Annotated in this window: 14 protein-coding genes and 1 tRNA gene; 5 read left to right on the plus strand and 10 right to left on the minus strand. The window is 71.1% G+C overall.

Annotated elements, in window-relative coordinates:
* The first annotated feature begins 287 nt into the window (after positions 1-287).
* On the plus strand, positions 288-1,490 hold the full coding sequence (locus tag DEU35_RS16365; protein WP_116240149.1) for an amidohydrolase family protein: 1,203 nt from the start codon (positions 288-290) through the stop codon (positions 1,488-1,490).
* A gap of 283 nt (positions 1,491-1,773) precedes the next feature.
* Positions 1,774-2,583 (plus strand): RNA methyltransferase, encoded by an 810-nt coding sequence (locus DEU35_RS16370; RefSeq protein WP_103209715.1) that lies wholly within the window; start codon positions 1,774-1,776, stop codon positions 2,581-2,583.
* A 16-nt stretch (positions 2,584-2,599) separates the two neighbouring features.
* Here the strand turns inward: DEU35_RS16370 and DEU35_RS16375 are convergent, their stop codons facing one another.
* The 4 genes from DEU35_RS16375 to DEU35_RS16395 all read right to left on the minus strand — a co-directional run bounded on the left by DEU35_RS16375 (position 2,600) and on the right by DEU35_RS16395 (position 6,719).
* Positions 2,600-3,748, minus strand: coding sequence for an FAD-binding oxidoreductase (locus tag DEU35_RS16375; protein WP_116240150.1), 1,149 nt, complete (start codon positions 3,746-3,748; stop codon positions 2,600-2,602).
* Between the two features lie 51 nt (positions 3,749-3,799).
* Positions 3,800-4,477: a hypothetical protein gene (locus DEU35_RS16380; protein WP_116240151.1), complete on the minus strand. Its 678-nt coding sequence runs from the start codon at positions 4,475-4,477 to the stop codon at positions 3,800-3,802.
* Positions 4,478-4,482: 5 nt separating this feature from the next.
* Positions 4,483-5,343, minus strand: coding sequence for an SGNH/GDSL hydrolase family protein (locus tag DEU35_RS16385; RefSeq protein ID WP_103209707.1), 861 nt, complete (start codon positions 5,341-5,343; stop codon positions 4,483-4,485).
* Positions 5,344-5,633: 290 nt separating this feature from the next.
* Positions 5,634-6,719, minus strand: coding sequence for a hypothetical protein (locus DEU35_RS16395; protein WP_147301897.1), 1,086 nt, complete (start codon positions 6,717-6,719; stop codon positions 5,634-5,636).
* 129 nt (positions 6,720-6,848) lie between these two features.
* Between DEU35_RS16395 and DEU35_RS16400 the strand changes: the two genes are divergently transcribed.
* The 3 genes from DEU35_RS16400 (at position 6,849) to DEU35_RS16410 (ending at position 11,214) form a co-directional block, all read left to right on the plus strand.
* A complete protein-coding gene (locus DEU35_RS16400; protein ID WP_180993463.1) occupies positions 6,849-7,355 on the plus strand; it encodes a CGNR zinc finger domain-containing protein in 507 nt (168 codons plus the stop codon).
* 272 nt (positions 7,356-7,627) lie between these two features.
* A complete protein-coding gene (locus DEU35_RS16405) occupies positions 7,628-9,757 on the plus strand; it encodes a DEAD/DEAH box helicase (RefSeq protein ID WP_258873587.1) in 2,130 nt (709 codons plus the stop codon).
* A 380-nt stretch (positions 9,758-10,137) separates the two neighbouring features.
* Positions 10,138-11,214, plus strand: a complete 1,077-nt coding sequence (locus tag DEU35_RS16410; protein WP_103209695.1) for a VIT1/CCC1 family protein — start codon at positions 10,138-10,140, stop codon at positions 11,212-11,214.
* Between the two features lie 140 nt (positions 11,215-11,354).
* Here DEU35_RS16410 and DEU35_RS16415 read toward each other — a convergent pair whose 3' ends face one another.
* From DEU35_RS16415 to DEU35_RS16440, 6 genes are all read right to left on the minus strand, one after another.
* A complete protein-coding gene (locus DEU35_RS16415; protein ID WP_103209692.1) occupies positions 11,355-12,401 on the minus strand; it encodes an isopenicillin N synthase family oxygenase in 1,047 nt (348 codons plus the stop codon).
* A gap of 133 nt (positions 12,402-12,534) precedes the next feature.
* Positions 12,535-13,314 (minus strand): metal ABC transporter permease, encoded by a 780-nt coding sequence (locus DEU35_RS16420; RefSeq protein WP_220340866.1) that lies wholly within the window; start codon positions 13,312-13,314, stop codon positions 12,535-12,537.
* Between the two features lie 17 nt (positions 13,315-13,331).
* Entirely contained in the window at positions 13,332-14,201 is an 870-nt protein-coding gene (locus DEU35_RS16425; protein WP_116240153.1) for a metal ABC transporter permease, read from the minus strand.
* Positions 14,198-14,986 (minus strand): metal ABC transporter ATP-binding protein, encoded by a 789-nt coding sequence (locus DEU35_RS16430; RefSeq protein ID WP_116240154.1) that lies wholly within the window; start codon positions 14,984-14,986, stop codon positions 14,198-14,200. Before DEU35_RS16430 ends, DEU35_RS16425 begins: the two co-directional genes overlap by 4 nt.
* The gene (locus DEU35_RS16435; RefSeq protein ID WP_103209682.1) at positions 14,983-15,927 is read right to left on the minus strand and encodes a metal ABC transporter solute-binding protein, Zn/Mn family; all 945 of its coding nucleotides are present in this window, start codon (positions 15,925-15,927) and stop codon (positions 14,983-14,985) included. The genes DEU35_RS16430 and DEU35_RS16435 overlap by 4 nt, the downstream gene beginning before the upstream one ends.
* A 173-nt stretch (positions 15,928-16,100) precedes the next feature.
* Positions 16,101-16,186: transfer RNA gene (locus DEU35_RS16440), tRNA-Leu, on the minus strand.
* Between the last annotated feature and the right edge of the window lie 105 nt (positions 16,187-16,291).

Raw genomic sequence — 16,291 nt, forward strand, 5'->3', positions numbered from 1 at the left:
GGCGACGGCGGGGGCGAGGGGTCGCAGAACCCCCGCCCCCCCCGCCGGTGGGGCCCTGCCCCCCCCCCCCCGGGGGGGGGGGGGGGGGGGGCCCCCCCCCCCCCCCCCCCCCGCCCCCCCCCCCCCCCCCCGCGACCGCGGCGCCGAGACGGGCGGCTCCCGTCATCACCCGCGAACGACGTCGCGCACCCGGCGCGGATCCTCGCTACACCAGCAACCGCGTACCCGACGCGCCCGGCGTCGCACACCCCCGTCGTACGGAGAGCCACGGCGCCGATACTGGGGGGATGAGCTCCTTCCCCCGGCCCGCCATGCTCGACGTCACCTCTCTCCGCCGCGTGCGGCCGTGGGGTGGCGACCTCGTGGACATCGCCATCGACGAGGGACACATCACCGCGATCACTCCCGCCGCCACCGAGCCGATCGGCATCCGCGAGTTCGACGGGCGCGGTCTGCTCGCCCTGCCGGGCATCGTGAACGCCCACGCGCACGTCGACAAATCCTGGTGGGGACTGCCCTGGCAGCCGTACGGCGGCGAGGGATCGACCGAGGGGCGCATCCGCCACGAGCGGGAACAGCGCGACGCGCTCGGCATCCCCTCCCTCGAGCGGTCCGCGTTCGTGCTGCGCGAGCTCGTGCGCCACGGCACCACGGCGATCCGCACGCACGTCGACGTCGATGACGGCGTGGGGCTGCGCGGGATCGAGGCGGTCGAAGAAGCTGCGGCGGCCTACGGGGGCGCTCTCGACGTGCAGATCGTCGCGTTCCCGCAGGACGGGGTGCTGCGTCGCCCCGGCGTGCTCGAGCTGCTGCGCGAGGCCGCGGGCCGTGAGAGCGTCACCGCGATCGGCGGTCTCGACCCCGCCTCGATCGACCGCGACCCCGTCGGCCAGATCGACGCCCTCACCGCGCTCGCCGCCGACACCGGCGTCGGCCTCGACATCCACCTGCACGACGCGGCCGAGCTCGGCGCGTTCCAGATCGAGCTGCTCGTGGAGCGCACACAGCGCCTCGGCCTGGGCGGCCGGGTGAACATCGCCCACGGGTTCGCCGTCGCCCAGCTCGAACCTGCTCGCCGCCGCGACCTGCTCGCGGCGATGGGCGAGGCCGGGGTCTCGATGACCACCGTCGCGCCTCTGCGCCTCGCTCAGCTGCCCCTCGCCGAACTCGACGCGGCCGGCGTCCGGTTGGGTCTCGGCACCGACGGCATCCGGGATCTGTGGAGTCCGTTCGGAACCGGCGACACGCTCGGTATCGCCTGGCAGTACGCCCGCGCCGGCGGCCTGGTGCACGACCATGACCTGCTCCGCGTCGTGCGGCTCGCGACCAGCGCGGGCGCGTGGGCCGTGGGCCGAGACGTGCACGACCTCGTCGAGGGGGCGCGCGCCGACATCGTCCTGGTGGATGCCGAGAACCCCCTGGACGCGCTCGTCCGCCAGCCCGAGCGGGCCCTGGTGATCGCCGGAGGGCGCGCGCTGCACGTGGCGTGAGGGCCCGGGGTCCGGCATCCCGTCGCGTCCCTGCGTTCCCACGCTCACGCGCCCGCCACCGCTCCCGCGGCCCGCAACCGCTCCGTGCTCTCGTTGAGTGTCCAAGAAACCCGGACGCTTTCTTGAAACGTCCGGGTGTTCTGGACACTCAACGCTCGGGGCGCCGCCGCGCCGGCCGCGTGGTCACGACACTCCGCGCGGGAGGACGGAGGAGCGGTGTGCTCGGACACTCGACCGGGGGACCGGGCCGCACCGGGCCGGAGTGTGCTGGCACGATGGGACGATGCCCGTCATTCCCCTCGAAACCGCCGACGACCCTCGTCTCGCCGACTATCGCGACCTCACCGACGTGTCGCTGCGGCGGGTGTCGGAGCCCGCGGGCGGGCTGTACATCGCCGAGTCGTCGAAGGTGCTCGACCGCGCACTCCGCGCGGGGCACCGACCCCGCTCGGTCCTCGTGCAGGAGAAGTTCCTCGCCGATGCCCTCGCACTGGTCGGGGACGACGCAGACGTCTACGTCGTCCCGGCCGAGATCGCCGAGCGGGTCACGGGATACACCGTGCACCGGGGCCTGCTGGCGTCGATGCATCGTCCGGCCCTGGCATCCGTCGAGGAGGTCGTCCGCGACGCGCGGCTCGTCGTCGTGCTCGAAGACATCGTCGACCACACCAACATCGGTGCGGCGTTCCGTTCGGCGGCGGCTCTCGGAGCGGATGCCGTGCTCGTCACGCCCCGGTGCGCCGACCCGCTCTATCGCCGCAGCGTTCGCGTGAGCATGGGAACGGTGTTCCAGGTGCCGTGGACGCGGCTGCCCGAGTGGTCGGAGGCCGCGCCGCTCTTGCACGAGGCCGGATTCCACCTCGCCGCGCTGGCCCTTTCGGACGACGCGGTGACACTCGATGCCTTCTCTGCTGCAGGGCACGAGCGCGTCGCCCTGCTGCTCGGGGCCGAGGGCGACGGCCTGAGCCGCGGCGCGCTGGCCGCCGCCGACACGGTCGTGACGATCCCGATGGCCGGGGGAGTGGACTCGCTCAACGTCGCCGCCGCGAGCGCGGTGGCGCTGTGGGAACTGGCGCGAGGTCGCCGGGGCTGACGCCCGGCGCACAGACTCACACGGAGTCGTGCGCGTAGATGTCGCGGTACAGCCGCAGAGCCGACGTCTCGAGGTCGTGCGCCGGGGCGTCCTCGAACCGGTCGCAGGCGAGCGCGGCGGGAAGGGCGAGCTCTCCGCACAGAGCGCGAGAGAGCGCGAGAGCGGCGCCGCCCGCATGCGTGACCCAGATCGCCTGCGCGATCCAGGCTCCCTCCGCGCCGGGCACCGGGCCGAGGAAGGGGAGGTTGTCGGGCGTCATGGCGAACACCCCGTTCACCCGTGCCGCCGGGGTGAATCGAGCGTCGGGATGGAGGCGGCTCTGCGCCGACGCGATCGGAGCATCGAACGCAGGGTCCCAGGCCAGGCCGGCGCCGCCGTCGAGAGCCGCGGGGGCCACGGGCACGGGGCGGTGGTCGTAGCTGCCGATACCGAGGGTGTCGCCGTGCGCTCGCGCGTAGACGTGGTGCTCGGGCCACCTCACGAAGGGACCCGGGTCCACGCGGGGTGCTCTCGGTCGTGCGTACACGTACGGATGCGCGACCGGGTAGAGAGGCAGACGTCGTCCGAGCATGCCCGCGAGACCGGGGCCCCAGATTCCCGCCGCGAGAACGACCTGATCGGCGGTGAGGGTTCGTCCGTCGGCGGTGCGCACCGTCCATCCGCCGCCGCGCGGTCGCACATCGACCACCTCGGCGGGAGCGACGAACTGCGCGCCCGAGCTCTCGGCGACAGCTCGCAGCTGGGCTCTCAGCAGATGAGGCGTCGCGACTCCGTCGTCGTCGTACCGCGCGACCGCCACGACCTGCCGGTCGTCGACGAACGAGGGGAGACCTCGCGGCGAGTCGAGAGTCGCGCGGAGTCCCGCGCGCTGGGCGGAGCGGACACGTTCGGCGAGAGTCTCAGCACCTGCGCTGCTCGTCGCCAGCTCGAGGCCGCCGCTGGGGGCGAACGCGGGCAGCTCCCGGTAGACGTCGACCGACGCGCGCGCGAGTTCCGTGAGCACGGGCGCATCGTTGTAGACCCCGACAAAACCGGGGGCGAAGGCCGTCGACCCGCGTTGCTTTCCGCCATCACGGTCCAGCACCGTGACCGCGACACCGCGCCCGGCGAGAGCGCACGCGACCGAGACGCCGACGATGCCGGCCCCGACGATAACGACGTGCATGGGGTTCTCCTTGAGCTCTTTGGGGGAGGGAGGTGCTCGGGCGCTCCGACGTCACTCCGCCGGCTGAGGTCCGCCGAACGCCTGCTCGCGAATCCAGCGTTCCGACTCTGCCGCCGCACGCACGCGCGGGTCCGGATCATTCTCGAGCGCCTCGACCACGTCGGCGGGGAGGTCGCGCTCGCCGGCGAGATACCACCTGTCGACCACGGATCCTTCGCGCAGCACGCTCCGTGCGCGGTCGTCGTCGCGGGGGAGGCCCTCGGACGGGGTATCGACGCGACCGATCGAGAGCTGCAGGTGCGCCGGGAGTGTTCCGGGGCCCGCGGGGGTCTCGCCGGCGGTGAACAGGGTCACGGAGACACCCGTTCCTTCCCACACGAGCCAGTCGATGTCGTCCGAGCCCCAGCGTTCGTCGTCGACGGACCAGGTGGACCAGTCAGGCCCTTCGGAGTCGAAGGTCCACCGGTGCGGCTCGGCCTTCATCGCCGCGGCGACGGCCAGGGCGGCCTCGCGCACCGACCGTTCCGACCCGTCGAGGAATACCGAGACGCTCGGCGCCCATGCGGACGACAGCACATCCCACCCGTCAGCGCCGAAGCGCCCGCTCTCGACCTCGGGGGTCCACCCCGCCTCGCTGAGTCCCGCGGCGAGGTGTTCGGCGTCGCGCAGCAGTGTGACGGCATCGGTGGCGCTCAACAGCGCGGTCACTGGGTCGGGCAGCGGAGTCATGGCCGTCAGACCTGAGTGTCGCGGGAGGCAGCGGCATCCGGCCCCGGGGCGAGGGTGACGACGGGCAGCGGCTCGGGCCGCTTCGCCTGGATGTGATCGCCCGACGACTGGTGCCGCAGGCGCCGCAGCACCCAGGGCACGAGGTACTCGCGCGCCCACACGAAGTCTTTCTCGCGCGCGGCGCGCCAGGTCGTGATCGCCTGGGTTTCGGCCTTCATCGGCTCGAGGTCGTTCGGCACGTTGAGCGCGCGCAGCACCATACGGGCGACCTCGTGGTGGCCGAGGGAGTTGTAGTGCAGCCGGTCGTCGTCGAAGAAGCGCATGTCCTGCACCTCTTTCAGGCCCCATTGGTCGGCGACGACGCAGTCGTAGCGATCGGCGATCGAGCGGATGTTCTCGTTATAGATCGCGACCTTTCCCCGGATGCCGCGGAACACCGGCGTGAACTCGGTGTCGATCGCCGTGAAGACGACGATGGTGGCCCCGCTCGCGCGCAGACGTGCGACGGCGTTCTCGAACTGCCGCGACACGGCATCGGGATCGCTGCCCGGGCGGATGACGTCGTTTCCGCCCGCAGAGATGGTGATGAGGTCGGGCTTGAGTGCGAGCGCCGGCTCGATCTGGTCGGCGACGATCTGCGCGATGAGTTTTCCGCGCACCGCGAGGTTGGCGTAGGCAAAATCGTCGACCTGCGCGCCGAGCACCTCGGCGACCCGGTCGGCCCAACCGCGGTGGCCGCCGTCGGGCAGCGGATCGCCGATCCCCTCGGTGAAGGAGTCGCCGAGGGCGACGTAGCGGCGCCACGGGTGCGGACCGGGGTTGTCGGGCGTGGGCGAGGTGCGGGGCGAGTGCGGATCGAGTGTCATCGAAACCTCCGGCCTCCACGGTACCCCCGGCCACCGACACGGCGAGTGAGCTGGGTGCGAGCGGCCGCGGCATCCGTATTCGGGGGCGGCGTAAACGCGATCCGCGCGCAGAAACGCCTGCTGCTCGGGTTTCTGGGCGCGGATCCCGGTTTCGGGTACACCGTCGTCTGCGAAGCTCCGAAGCGCCGCGGCGAATGCCGCACCCGCTCGCACCACGCCGTCACCGCCGCACCCTGAGACGTGTTGGCTTCGACGCTTCACGACGTCGAGCCGCGGGGCGAACGGCCCGCTCAACGATCACCGGGTTGGCGTCTGAGCTCAATGGTTCCCAGCACTCCTCCCACTGCCACGACGCTCCCGGCGGCGACGAGCGCTCCGGATTGACCGGAAAGCGCCAAGCCAGCTGCACCGGCAGCGAATCCGATGCTCTGACCCGCGAAGGCCAGGGTGAGGCCCGTCTTCCGGTGGGCGGCGGCGCCGGAGTCGAACACGTGCGATCGCAGTCCCAGAAGAGCGGCCGTAGGGAGCCCCACGAGCAGCAACCCCGCGAGGGCCGTCAGCCACTGCGGTTCCCACGTGAGCAGGACGGCGCCGGCGAGGAAGAGGGCGAGGAGCAGGGGGAGTCGTCGCGCCGGATGCCAGCGCTGGAGCCAAATGATGTCCAGCCACGCCCCGACGGCGCTCGATGCGCCCAGAACCAGGAATGCGAGCCACGCGTCCTGCACCTCGAGGTCCAGTTGGAGCGAAAGGCCCACCGCTCCCGCCTCGACGGCGCCGAGCAGCATGCCGACTCCCACGCTGAAGACGGTCCAGGTGAACCATCGGAACGACGGGCGCGGTGTCGAGCCCACCGCGTCCTCGGGGGCATGCGCGTCGGACGGCGTCGACGCTGAGTCCGTTGTCTGGAACTGCACACCGATGACTGCCGCGAGCGCGAGTGCCGAGACAGCCACTGGCGCGCCGACAGCTCCCGCGCCGAGGGCGACGGCGACGAATACCGGCGCGAGGAAGACGAGCACGTCCTGTGCCAGAGCGTCGAGTGTCGATGCTCGAGCCTGTTCCCGCGCTGGCACGGCCGCGGACAGGGTGGAGCGGATGAGCCCCGCTGATCCAGCCATGCTCACGCCGGCGACAGCCGAGATCGCCATCCAGACGCCGAAGGGACGGTCCAGGCTGAACGCCAGTGCCAACCAACTCGCAGAGCACAGAAGGAGCTGGATGGTCAGCAGCCTCCGCGTCGAGAGGAGGCGTTGAGCGACGATGCTCACGGGCGTGCCGGCCAGCATCCCGACGACACTCGCCGCCGCGAGGAGTCCGCCCCGGTCCGGGTTCTGGAGCACGAGAGCCGCGATGGCACTGAATGCGACAGCAGACATGAGAACGGGAGACCTCACGAGCGAGGCAACCCCGAGCCACACCCAGAAGGAACGACCCATATTGCCGGGATGATTGCGCATCGCGTTAACGTAACGCATACAATCGGACCAATGCGTTACATTGGTGACGTGGATGACGTCACCCTGCAGGGAGCCGATCGCGCTCTGTTGCTCGCACTGCTCGACACCCGGCCGGAGCCGGGTTTCCCCGACGAACTGACCACCGTCGAGCAATTGCACGCTCTGTCTTCGAACGGCTGGTCCGCCGACCTGACGACTGTCATCGCCGTCCGTGACGACCTCGTGCGCATCTTGCTCGGTCCACGAGAGGGTGCATCCGAGGCCCTGAGCGACCTTGGCCGCAGGCTGGGGCTGACGCTCGCATTCGGTGCCAACGGTGGAGTGAGCCTGAGATTGATCGAGGCCGGATCGTCTGCTCCGTTGCTCGAACCGGTCGTCGCCGCAGCTATCGAGCTGTGGTCCGCCGGAGACCTCGACAAACTCCGAGTGTGCCGCTCGTCGACGTGCATCGTTCCGTTCGTAGATACCTCTCCGCGAGGACACCGGGAGTTCTGCAGTCCCCGGTGCGCCACGCGAGAGCGCGTGCATCGACACCGCGCCGCGGCTCGTCGGTAGACGCTCGTCTCGGACGGCTGCGCGTGGCCGACCACGACAACAGGTGCGCGGACGACACCGAGGAGCGTGGACGACCGGTCTTCTGTCGCCGCGAGTCACGCGTGAAGCTCACACAACACCGCGATCCGCACGCAGAAACACGCTCTGCCCGCGTTGCTCGGCGCGGATCGCGTTTATGGCCGGTGGCGCGCCGTATCGGCCTTCTGCCCGGGCGTGGCGGCCTCCGAGGTCGCCTATCGTGGATGTTCGCGCTCGCGAAGGATGGAGGTTCGATGCTGGAAGAAGAAGCCCGCCCCTCGGCCCTCCCGCACACGAGCCCGGCCGCCGAAGCGGCGACTCCGCGCATCGCCTCTCCCGGCCCGGTCGCGAGCCCCGGTCCGGTCGCGAGCCCCGGCCCGATTGCGAGCCCTGGGCCCGTCGCTCGCACGGCCCTGCCGGTCCCGGCATCCACCCCCGCCGCCCCCGAAACCGCCTCGGAAGGCGGCGCGGAAGCCGTCGCCGAGCCGTCCCACGCCACCGCGCCCGTCGCCGACGATCCCGCGCCCGGGGCGATTCCCGACCCGGCCCTCGACGGGGTCGAGCCGCACTTCGGCTCCTTCGCCGCCGAGCACCTCTCGCCGTCGTTCCCGCAGCGCGCGCCGTGGGGAACGGCCCAGCGCTTGCGCGCCTGGCAGGCCGAGGCGCTCGACCTCTACTTCGGTCTCGACGGACCCGACGGCGAGGGGAAGGGACCGCGCGACTTCCTCGCCGCGGCCACCCCTGGCGCCGGTAAGACCACCTTCGCCCTCCGCCTCGCGTCCGAGCTCATGCGTCGGCGCGTCGTCGACCGCATCGTCGTCGTGGCCCCCACCGAGCACCTCAAGACCCAGTGGGCCGAGGCGGCCGCGCGCGTCGGCATCCGTCTCGATCCGTTCTTCTCCAACCGGCATGCGACCCCCTCGCGGCAGTATCACGGCGTCGCGGTCACCTACGCCCAGGTCGCGGTCAAGGCCGAGGTGCACCAGCGTCTGACGATGGATGCCAGAACACTCGTCATCCTCGACGAAGTGCATCACGGTGGAGACGCGCTCAGCTGGGGCGACGCCCTGCGCGAGGCCTATAACCGCGCGACCCGGCGCCTGCTTCTGTCGGGGACGCCGTTCCGCAGCGACACCGCGCCCATTCCGTTCGTGGAGTACCACCCGAATGCGAAGGGCATCCGCCTCTCGCGCACCGACTACGCCTACGGCTACAAACGCGCCCTCGAGGACGGCGTCGTGCGTCCCGTCTTCTTCCTCGTCTACGCCGGACAGATGCGCTGGCGCACCAAAGCCGGCGAAGAGATGGAAGCCCAGCTCGGGCAGGACAACACCAAGGACATCACCTCGCAGGCCTGGCGCACCGCGCTCGACCCGAACGGCGACTGGATCCCCGCGGTCCTCCGCTCCGCCGACCGGCGCCTGACCGAGGTGCGCGAGACGGTCCCGGATGCCGGGGGCCTGGTCATCGCGACCGATCAGACCGCGGCGCGCGCGTACGCGGCCATCCTCGAAGACATCAGCGGCGAGAAGGTCACCGTCGTCCTCTCCGACGAGGCGGAGGCGTCGGGGCGCATCGAGACCTTCTCGAAGGGCACGAGCCGCTGGATGGTCGCGGTGCGCATGGTGTCCGAGGGTGTGGACGTTCCGCGCCTCGCCGTCGGCGTCTACGCCACGAGCGCCTCCACTCCGCTGTTCTTCGCCCAGGCCATCGGCCGTTTCGTCCGCGCGCGCCGTCGCGGTGAGACCGCGAGCGTGTTCCTCCCCAACGTTCCGCAGCTGCTCGCCCTCGCGGGCGAGATGGAGGCGCAACGCGAGCACGCCCTCGACCGCGACAGCGACGCGGAAGACCAGTGGAACGCCGAAGAAGACATGATGGATGCCGCCGAGCGCGAGGACAAGGCGTCCGACGCGCTCGAGCAGGAGTTCGAGTACCAGGCCCTCGGTTCGCTCGCGCATTTCGACCGCGTCATGTTCGACGGGCAGGAGTTCGGTCAGCTCGCGGTTCCGGGAACCATCGAGGAGGAGGAGTTCCTCGGCATCCCGGGCCTCCTCGAACCCGAGCAGGTGCACGAGGTGCTCATGTCGCGCGCCACGCGGCAATCGCGTCACCGCTCCACCCGTGAAGCGACCGAGAAGGAGAGCGGTGTCGAGCCGCCGTCCGTCGACGACGGGGGGCTCCCGGCTCCGCTCCACCGCACCCTGAAGGAGCAGCGCCAGCTGCTCAACACCATGGTCGGCCTGTACGCGCGCCAGAGCGGCGAGCCGCACGGCCTGGTGCACGCCGAGCTCCGGCGGATCTGCGGCGGCCCGGCGGTATCGCACGCGACCGTCGCGCAGCTGCAGGCGCGCATCGACGTGCTGCGCAAGCGCGTCCATTCCTGAGGCGCGCAAGCCCCGGCCCCGCGTCGCCCGGCCCCGCCTCGGGGCCTGCGCCCGGCCCCACGCCGGCCGGTCCGCTCGCAGCCGCTCGAGGCTGCCGCCCTCGCGAGAGGGCATCTCGCTGACATCCCGGTGACACGCTGCGACAGCGTCGTCAGCGATGTGCTGCGCGAAGCCCGACGAGAAGGCCCGACCGGTGTGCGGGAGCGATGCGCCGACGCGCTCCCACGACCCGCTTTCGCGATGCCGAAATGCTGGCACCGAAGCCTCGGCATCCGCGGGATCACGCTCTTCGGAGGCCCGAAATGCTGTCAGTGTGGGCCGACGCGCCCGAGAGGGCGAACCCGCCTCACTACCGTTGGGGGCGACCCGAAGGAGCCCCCGTGACCCCCGCCACACCCACCGCCCGCGATCGCCACCGCTGGGCGCGCTATCTCGTCGACGAACGCGCGGAGGCGCGCGTGTACCGCGAGCTCGCGTCGCGTCGCACCGGCGAAGAGCGAGAGATCCTCCTCGCTCTCGCCGAGGCCGAGGGGCGCCACGAGCAGCACTGGATCGACCTGCTCGGCGAGCAGCCGCCGCGACTGCCGCAGCCCGGCATCGGGACACGTCTGCTGGCGTGGATGGCCCGCCGGTTCGGATCGATCTTCGTGCTGGCCCTGGCCCAGAACGCCGAGGCCCGCTCGCCCTACGCCGACGAACCCTATGCCACCCCCGCGATGGCGGCCGACGAGCGTGTGCACCACGAGGTCGTGCGCGGCCTCGCCGCCCGCGGGCGCCGTCGCCTCTCGGGGACTTTCCGCGCGGCCGTGTTCGGCGCGAACGACGGCCTCGTGTCGAACCTCGCCCTCGTCATGGGAGTCGGCGCCACCGGCGTCGCCCCGAGCTTCGTGCTGTTCAGCGGTATCGCAGGCCTGCTCGCGGGAGCCCTCTCGATGGGCGCCGGCGAGTTCGTCTCGGTGCGTTCGCAGCGCGAGCTGCTCGAAGCCACCGAAGAGAGCGACTTCGCCGACTCGGCCCTTCCCCATCTCGACCTGGATGCCAACGAGCTCGCGCTCGTCTACCGCACCCGCGGGATGGATGCCGATGCCGCCCTCGAACGGGCCCGCGAGGTCGTCACCGCGGCCCGGGCCGGCACCGCACCGGCAGCGGCAGCCCCGGGCGAGTCGTCTCACGACGTCGTCGGCAGCGCGTGGGGGGCGGCCCTGTCGAGCTTCTTGTTCTTCGCCTCGGGTGCGATCATCCCGGTCCTGCCGTGGATCTTCGGGATGTCGGGCTTCGCGGCCGTCGCCCTGGCGCTCGGCCTGGTCGGCATCGCCTTGATCGGCACCGGGGCGATGGTCGGTCTGCTCTCGGGCGCCTCACCCCTCAAGCGCGGTCTGCGTCAGCTCGCGATCGGCTTCGGCGCCGCCGCGGTCACCTACGTGCTGGGTCTGCTGTTCGGGGTGTCGGCGGCCTGATCGGGCCCCGCGGCGCTCGCGTCCGCTGCGCGCAGAAACGCGATCGACGCGCAGAAACGCGGGGAGAGCGCGTTCATGGTTGCGGATCGCGTTTATGCGTGCGGGCGCGAGCCCCGCCCGTCGCCGCGCGCCGACCCGGCTCAGCCCCGTCCGGCAGCCGTGACCCGCGCCGCCTCGCGGCGTGCACCCGTGTTCTTGCGGCCCGCGCGCGACCCCGCGAGCTTCGCCGTGATGTGCTCGCGCACCGTCACCGGGTCGTACAGGGCCGGAGCCTCGTCCGAGACGAAGTGGGGCAGCGGGGCGATGACCGCGTCGGCGTTGCCGTCGTGGAAGAAGGCGGCGGATCGGCGCCGCTCGATCGTCCCGTCGACGACGGGTGGCTTCACCCGGTGCAGCGTCGACATCCAGCGGTCGTTGGTCAGGCGGGCGGCGACGTCGCCGAGATTGACGAGCAGCGCTCCGCGAGCGGGGGAGACGTCGTTCCACGAGCCGTCCTGTGCCAAGACCTGCAGGCCCGCGACCTGATCCGCCCACAGCACCGTCACGAGACCGAAATCGGTGTGCTCGCCCATGCCGGTGAGCTCGGCGCCGAGCTCGATCTCGCCGGGCGGCAGGGCGTAGTTGTTCATGCGCAGCACGTCGATCGAGTGGCCGGTGACGCCGTCGAAGAAGTCGTCGGGCACGCGAAGGGCCGACGCGAAGATCCGGGTCAGGGTATGCGCGACCCGGCGCGCTTCGTCGTAGTACTCGCGTACCGCCGGCTCGAAGGTCCGGGTTTCGAGGGGCCAGGTGTTCTCGGCGTAGTCCGCTTCTGTCGCGGTGCTGCCGGGGTACTCGGCGGCGGAGGTGCCCACGTTGAACGCCTCGAAGAAGTCGTTCATGCGCGTCACCGGGTCGACGCCGAGGCTGTAGCTGAGCGATTCGCTCTTCGGCGGGCTGTACCCGCGGTTCTCCGCCGCGGGCCGCACGTACGCCTTCTTCACCTCCAGCGGCAGGGCGAAGAACTCGTCGAGCCCCTCGGTCAGCTCCGCGATCACGGCATCGGGGATGCCGTGACCCACCACCTGCATGAAGCCCACCGTGCGGCACGCGTGGTCGACCGCGGCGACCACCGCTGCACGCGCGTCGGAGGACCCGGGGCCGACCCAGGCGGAGATGTCGATCGTCGGGACAGTGAAAGCGGGCATGCCCCGACGCTAAGCGGCGGATGTCACACGGGTGTTTCTGCGGAGTCACGGAAGGCGCGGGGGCGCGCATCGGCTGCACAGCGCGCTGGCGATGTCAGGGTCGCCGCCTCGGCGCCGGGTTCGCATATCCGGATCATCCCAGCCGGCGGTGACGTGACCGCGCCGCGCCGCGAGCGCCCGCGTACAGCAGTGCACCGATTGCCGTGGCGAAGAACCCGATCGGCAGGTCGGTGGTCACGGCGAGCGCGATCGATGCCCACACGGTGACGAGCGTGAGGACGATCGACAGCGACAGGCCCCGACCGGGCGTCCGCGCGAGCACCTGCGCGGCGGCCGGGGGGCCGATGAGCAGCGCGAACATCAGCAGCGCCCCCACCATCGGAACGCTCACCGTCGTCGCGGCGGCGATCACGAGCGCGAACACCAGGTCCACCCCCGTGATCGGTACTCCACGCGCGGCGGCGAGGGCGGGGGAGACGGATGCCAGAAGGAGAGGCCTCGCGATGAGCGCGACCAGCCCGAGGCACCCGAGCCCGAGCAGGCTCATCGTGACGAGCTGACCGGGCGAGACACCGAGGATCTGACCGAACAGCAGGGCGAACACCTGCGCCGAGTACTCGCGCGAGCGGCTGAGGAACAGCGCGCCGAGGGCGAGCATGGTCACGAGGGTCAGGGCCGTGACGACGTCGTGTCGAGCCCGGCGTCCCAGCAACACGATGCCCACCGCCCCGCCCGCGGCGAAGACCCCGAGGCCCACGAGCGGGTTCGCCCCGATCAGCACCGCCCCGGCCGCCCCGGCGAACGCGCCGTGCGGCACGGCGTGGGCGAAGAAGGCGTTGCCGCGCAGCACGACGAAGAAGCCGACGACGCCCGCGACCACCGCCACGATGGTCCCTCCCGCCCATGCGGTCATCAAGTATGCAGCGAACATCACGCCACGGCCGTTCGGTGGACGAGGGGACGGAGGGCGTCGACGGCGCGCGCGCCCATGTAGGTGAGGAACACCGCCGCGACGATCGTGAAGCTCACGGGCCAGCTGTTGCCGCCGAACCAGTCGTAGCTCGCGAACGACACCAGGCAGCCGACCCCGACCTGACCCACAGCGATGACCGCGGCCAGCGCGGCAGCGGTCCCCAGCCGCCGTGTGAACAGCAGGGCGGTCGCCGCCGGGCCGATGAGCAGCGCCGTCGAGAGGATCGCTCCGATCGACAGCGACGACAGTTGCACGGACAGAGCGAGCGCGATCAGGAACAGCGTGCTCGCCCCACGCGTCGGCACCCCGCGCGCGGCGGCGAGATCGCGATCGAGCGTCTCGAGACTCACCCACCGCCAGACCGCGGCGACGATCGCGAGGGTGGCGGCCCCCAGGGCGACGATGACCGGCACGAGCCGTGAGTCGACCGAGAACAGTGAGCCGAACAGCACCGAGATCGCCGCGTTGCTCGAACCGCCGATCAGGGTGTCGAGCGTCAGGAACAGAGCGGTCAGCCCCATCCCCGCGCCGAAGACGACCCCCGTGGCGACATCGCGTCCCTCGAGGCGACGTGTCCCGATCGCCTCCATGGCCACGGCGGACACCACCCCCGCCAGAACGAACCCCCACAGCTGGCTGACCCCCAGAAGGAACGCGCCCGAGCCCCCGACCGCCCCGAGGTCGGCGAGCGCGTGCCCCGCGAACGACTCTCCGCGCGTGATGGTGAACACCCCGACGATGCCCGACACCACAGCGACCACCGTGCCCACCACGAGGGCCGTCTGCACCGTCGGGCTGACGAAGAACGCCGAGAGCACGGCGCTCACGCGTTCGTCACCCCCTCGTCGGCGACGACGAAGGTGCGTCCCGCCGCCTCGATCACCCGCATTGGACGGCGGTACAGCTCACTCAGCACGTCGTCTCGCACCACCTCCGCCGGCGTTCCCACCGCCGCTCGACCGCCCGCGAGGTACGCGACACGGTCGAGCACGGGCAGCAGCAGGGTGAGATCGTGTGCGGTGACCACGATCGCCACGCCGCTCTGCCGGCGCAGCTCGTCGAGCAGCACGACGACGTCGCGCGCGCTCACCGGGTCGAGACTCGCGAGCGGCTCGTCCAGCAGCAGCAGGGCGGGGCGGCTCACGATCGCGTGTGCCAACAGCACGCGCTGCTGCTGCCCGCCCGAGAGCTCGCCCACGCGCGCATCGGCGAACCCCGTCGCCCCCACGCGGGCGAGAGCCTCGTCGACGACGCCGCGCAGCCGCCCCCGCCCGAGCGGAATCCCGAGCCGCGCTCCGTCGAGACCGAGCATCACGACATCTCGGGCGCGCAGCGGCGCGTGCGGGTCGAGGCTGATCTTCTGCGGTACGTATCCGATGCCCGCGCGCCGGTCCGGGCGGTGTACCCGACCGGAGTGCGGACGCAGGATGCCGAGCAGCACCCGCAGCAGCGTGGTCTTGCCCGCGCCGTTCGCCCCGATCAACCCGACGATCGCACCCGGCGGAACGTCGAGATCGACGTCTTCGAGCACGGGAGCACCGCCGAGACGCACCGCGATCCCGCGTGCCCGGAGGACGACGTCGGGATCGCGGTGCGGAAAATCCTCGCTCACAGGTGCTCGGTCGAGGTGCCCTGGGTGACAGCCGTCTCGAGCGCCTTCACCTCGGCCAGCATCCAGTCCTGGTAGTGGTAGTTCGCCGGCATCGTCTCGTACACGCCGACCACCGGGATGCCGTTGTCCTTCGCCAGCTGCAGGTACTTGTCGGTCGTGTCGTCGGTGACCTGCTGGTTGTACAGGAACACCTTCACCTGCTTGCCGGTGAACAGGGCGTCCTGCGTCGCGGTGTCCTGGGCCGAGGGGTCTGTGTCGTTCATGATGGCCGCCTGCAGGTTCCACGGCGTCTTGACGTCGGCATCCGCCGCCTGCAGCATGAAGTCCGCGACGGGCTCGGTCACGGCCACCGGTGTCTTCGGGTGGTCTTTCGCGAAGGACGAGAGAGCGTCGGTCCAGTCGCTCAGAGAGGCCGTGAAGGTCGCCAGGTTCGTGCGGAACGCGTCGGCGCTCGCCGGGTCGAGTTCGCTGAGCTTGTCGGCGACGGCGCTCGCGACGGCGGGCATCGTCTTCGGGTCGTACCAGAGGTGCGGGTTGTCGGTGCTGTCGGGAAGGCCCAAGACGTCCTGGGCGACGATGACCGAGCGGTTCGCGTCGGGGGAGGCCTTCTCGAGATCGGTCATGAAGTCGTCGTATCCGAGACCGTTCTGCACCACGAGCTGGGCGCCGGCGATCTCCTTCGCCACGCTCGCACTCGCCTCGAAGGTGTGGGGGTCGGTGTTGGGATCGCTCATGATCGCCGAGACATCGACACGGTCGCCGCCGATCTGCTGCACGACGTCGGCGTACTCGTTCTCTCCGGCGACGACGGTGATCTTCGGGCTGGAGTCGGTGGCCGCGGCGGGAGCGGCGGATGACGCCCCGGTCGAGCATCCGGCGAGGATGAGGGTGAGGAGAGAAACGCAGGCGGTGGCGGCGACGACGGTGCGCGCAGTCTTCATGGAGGTCGGTGTCCCTTCGGCGATCGGCTCTCTGCGAATGAGAACCGTTATCGGCAAGGAAGATAGGGACGCGGCCTATGTCGGCAGACAGTGGGGGCTATCGGTTGGCTGTACGGCTGCCGACGCAGACAACGAAGAAGGCCCCGGACGAATCCGGGGCCTTCTTCATTCTGTGCGCGAGGGGGGACTTGAACCCCCACGCCCGTTAAAGGGCACTAGCACCTCAAGCTAGCGCGTCTACCTATTCCGCCACCCGCGCATCTGGGTGTTTTGCTGCTTTCGCAACGAAGAACGACATTACCACGCTCCAGAGGCCGCCTCGAATCGTCGCCGCCGCCCGGGCGCGTCCCGGGGCGACACGCGG

It is taken from the genome of Microbacterium sp. AG157, assembly GCF_003385695.1.
Classification (GTDB): Bacteria; Actinomycetota; Actinomycetes; order Actinomycetales; family Microbacteriaceae; genus Microbacterium; species Microbacterium testaceum.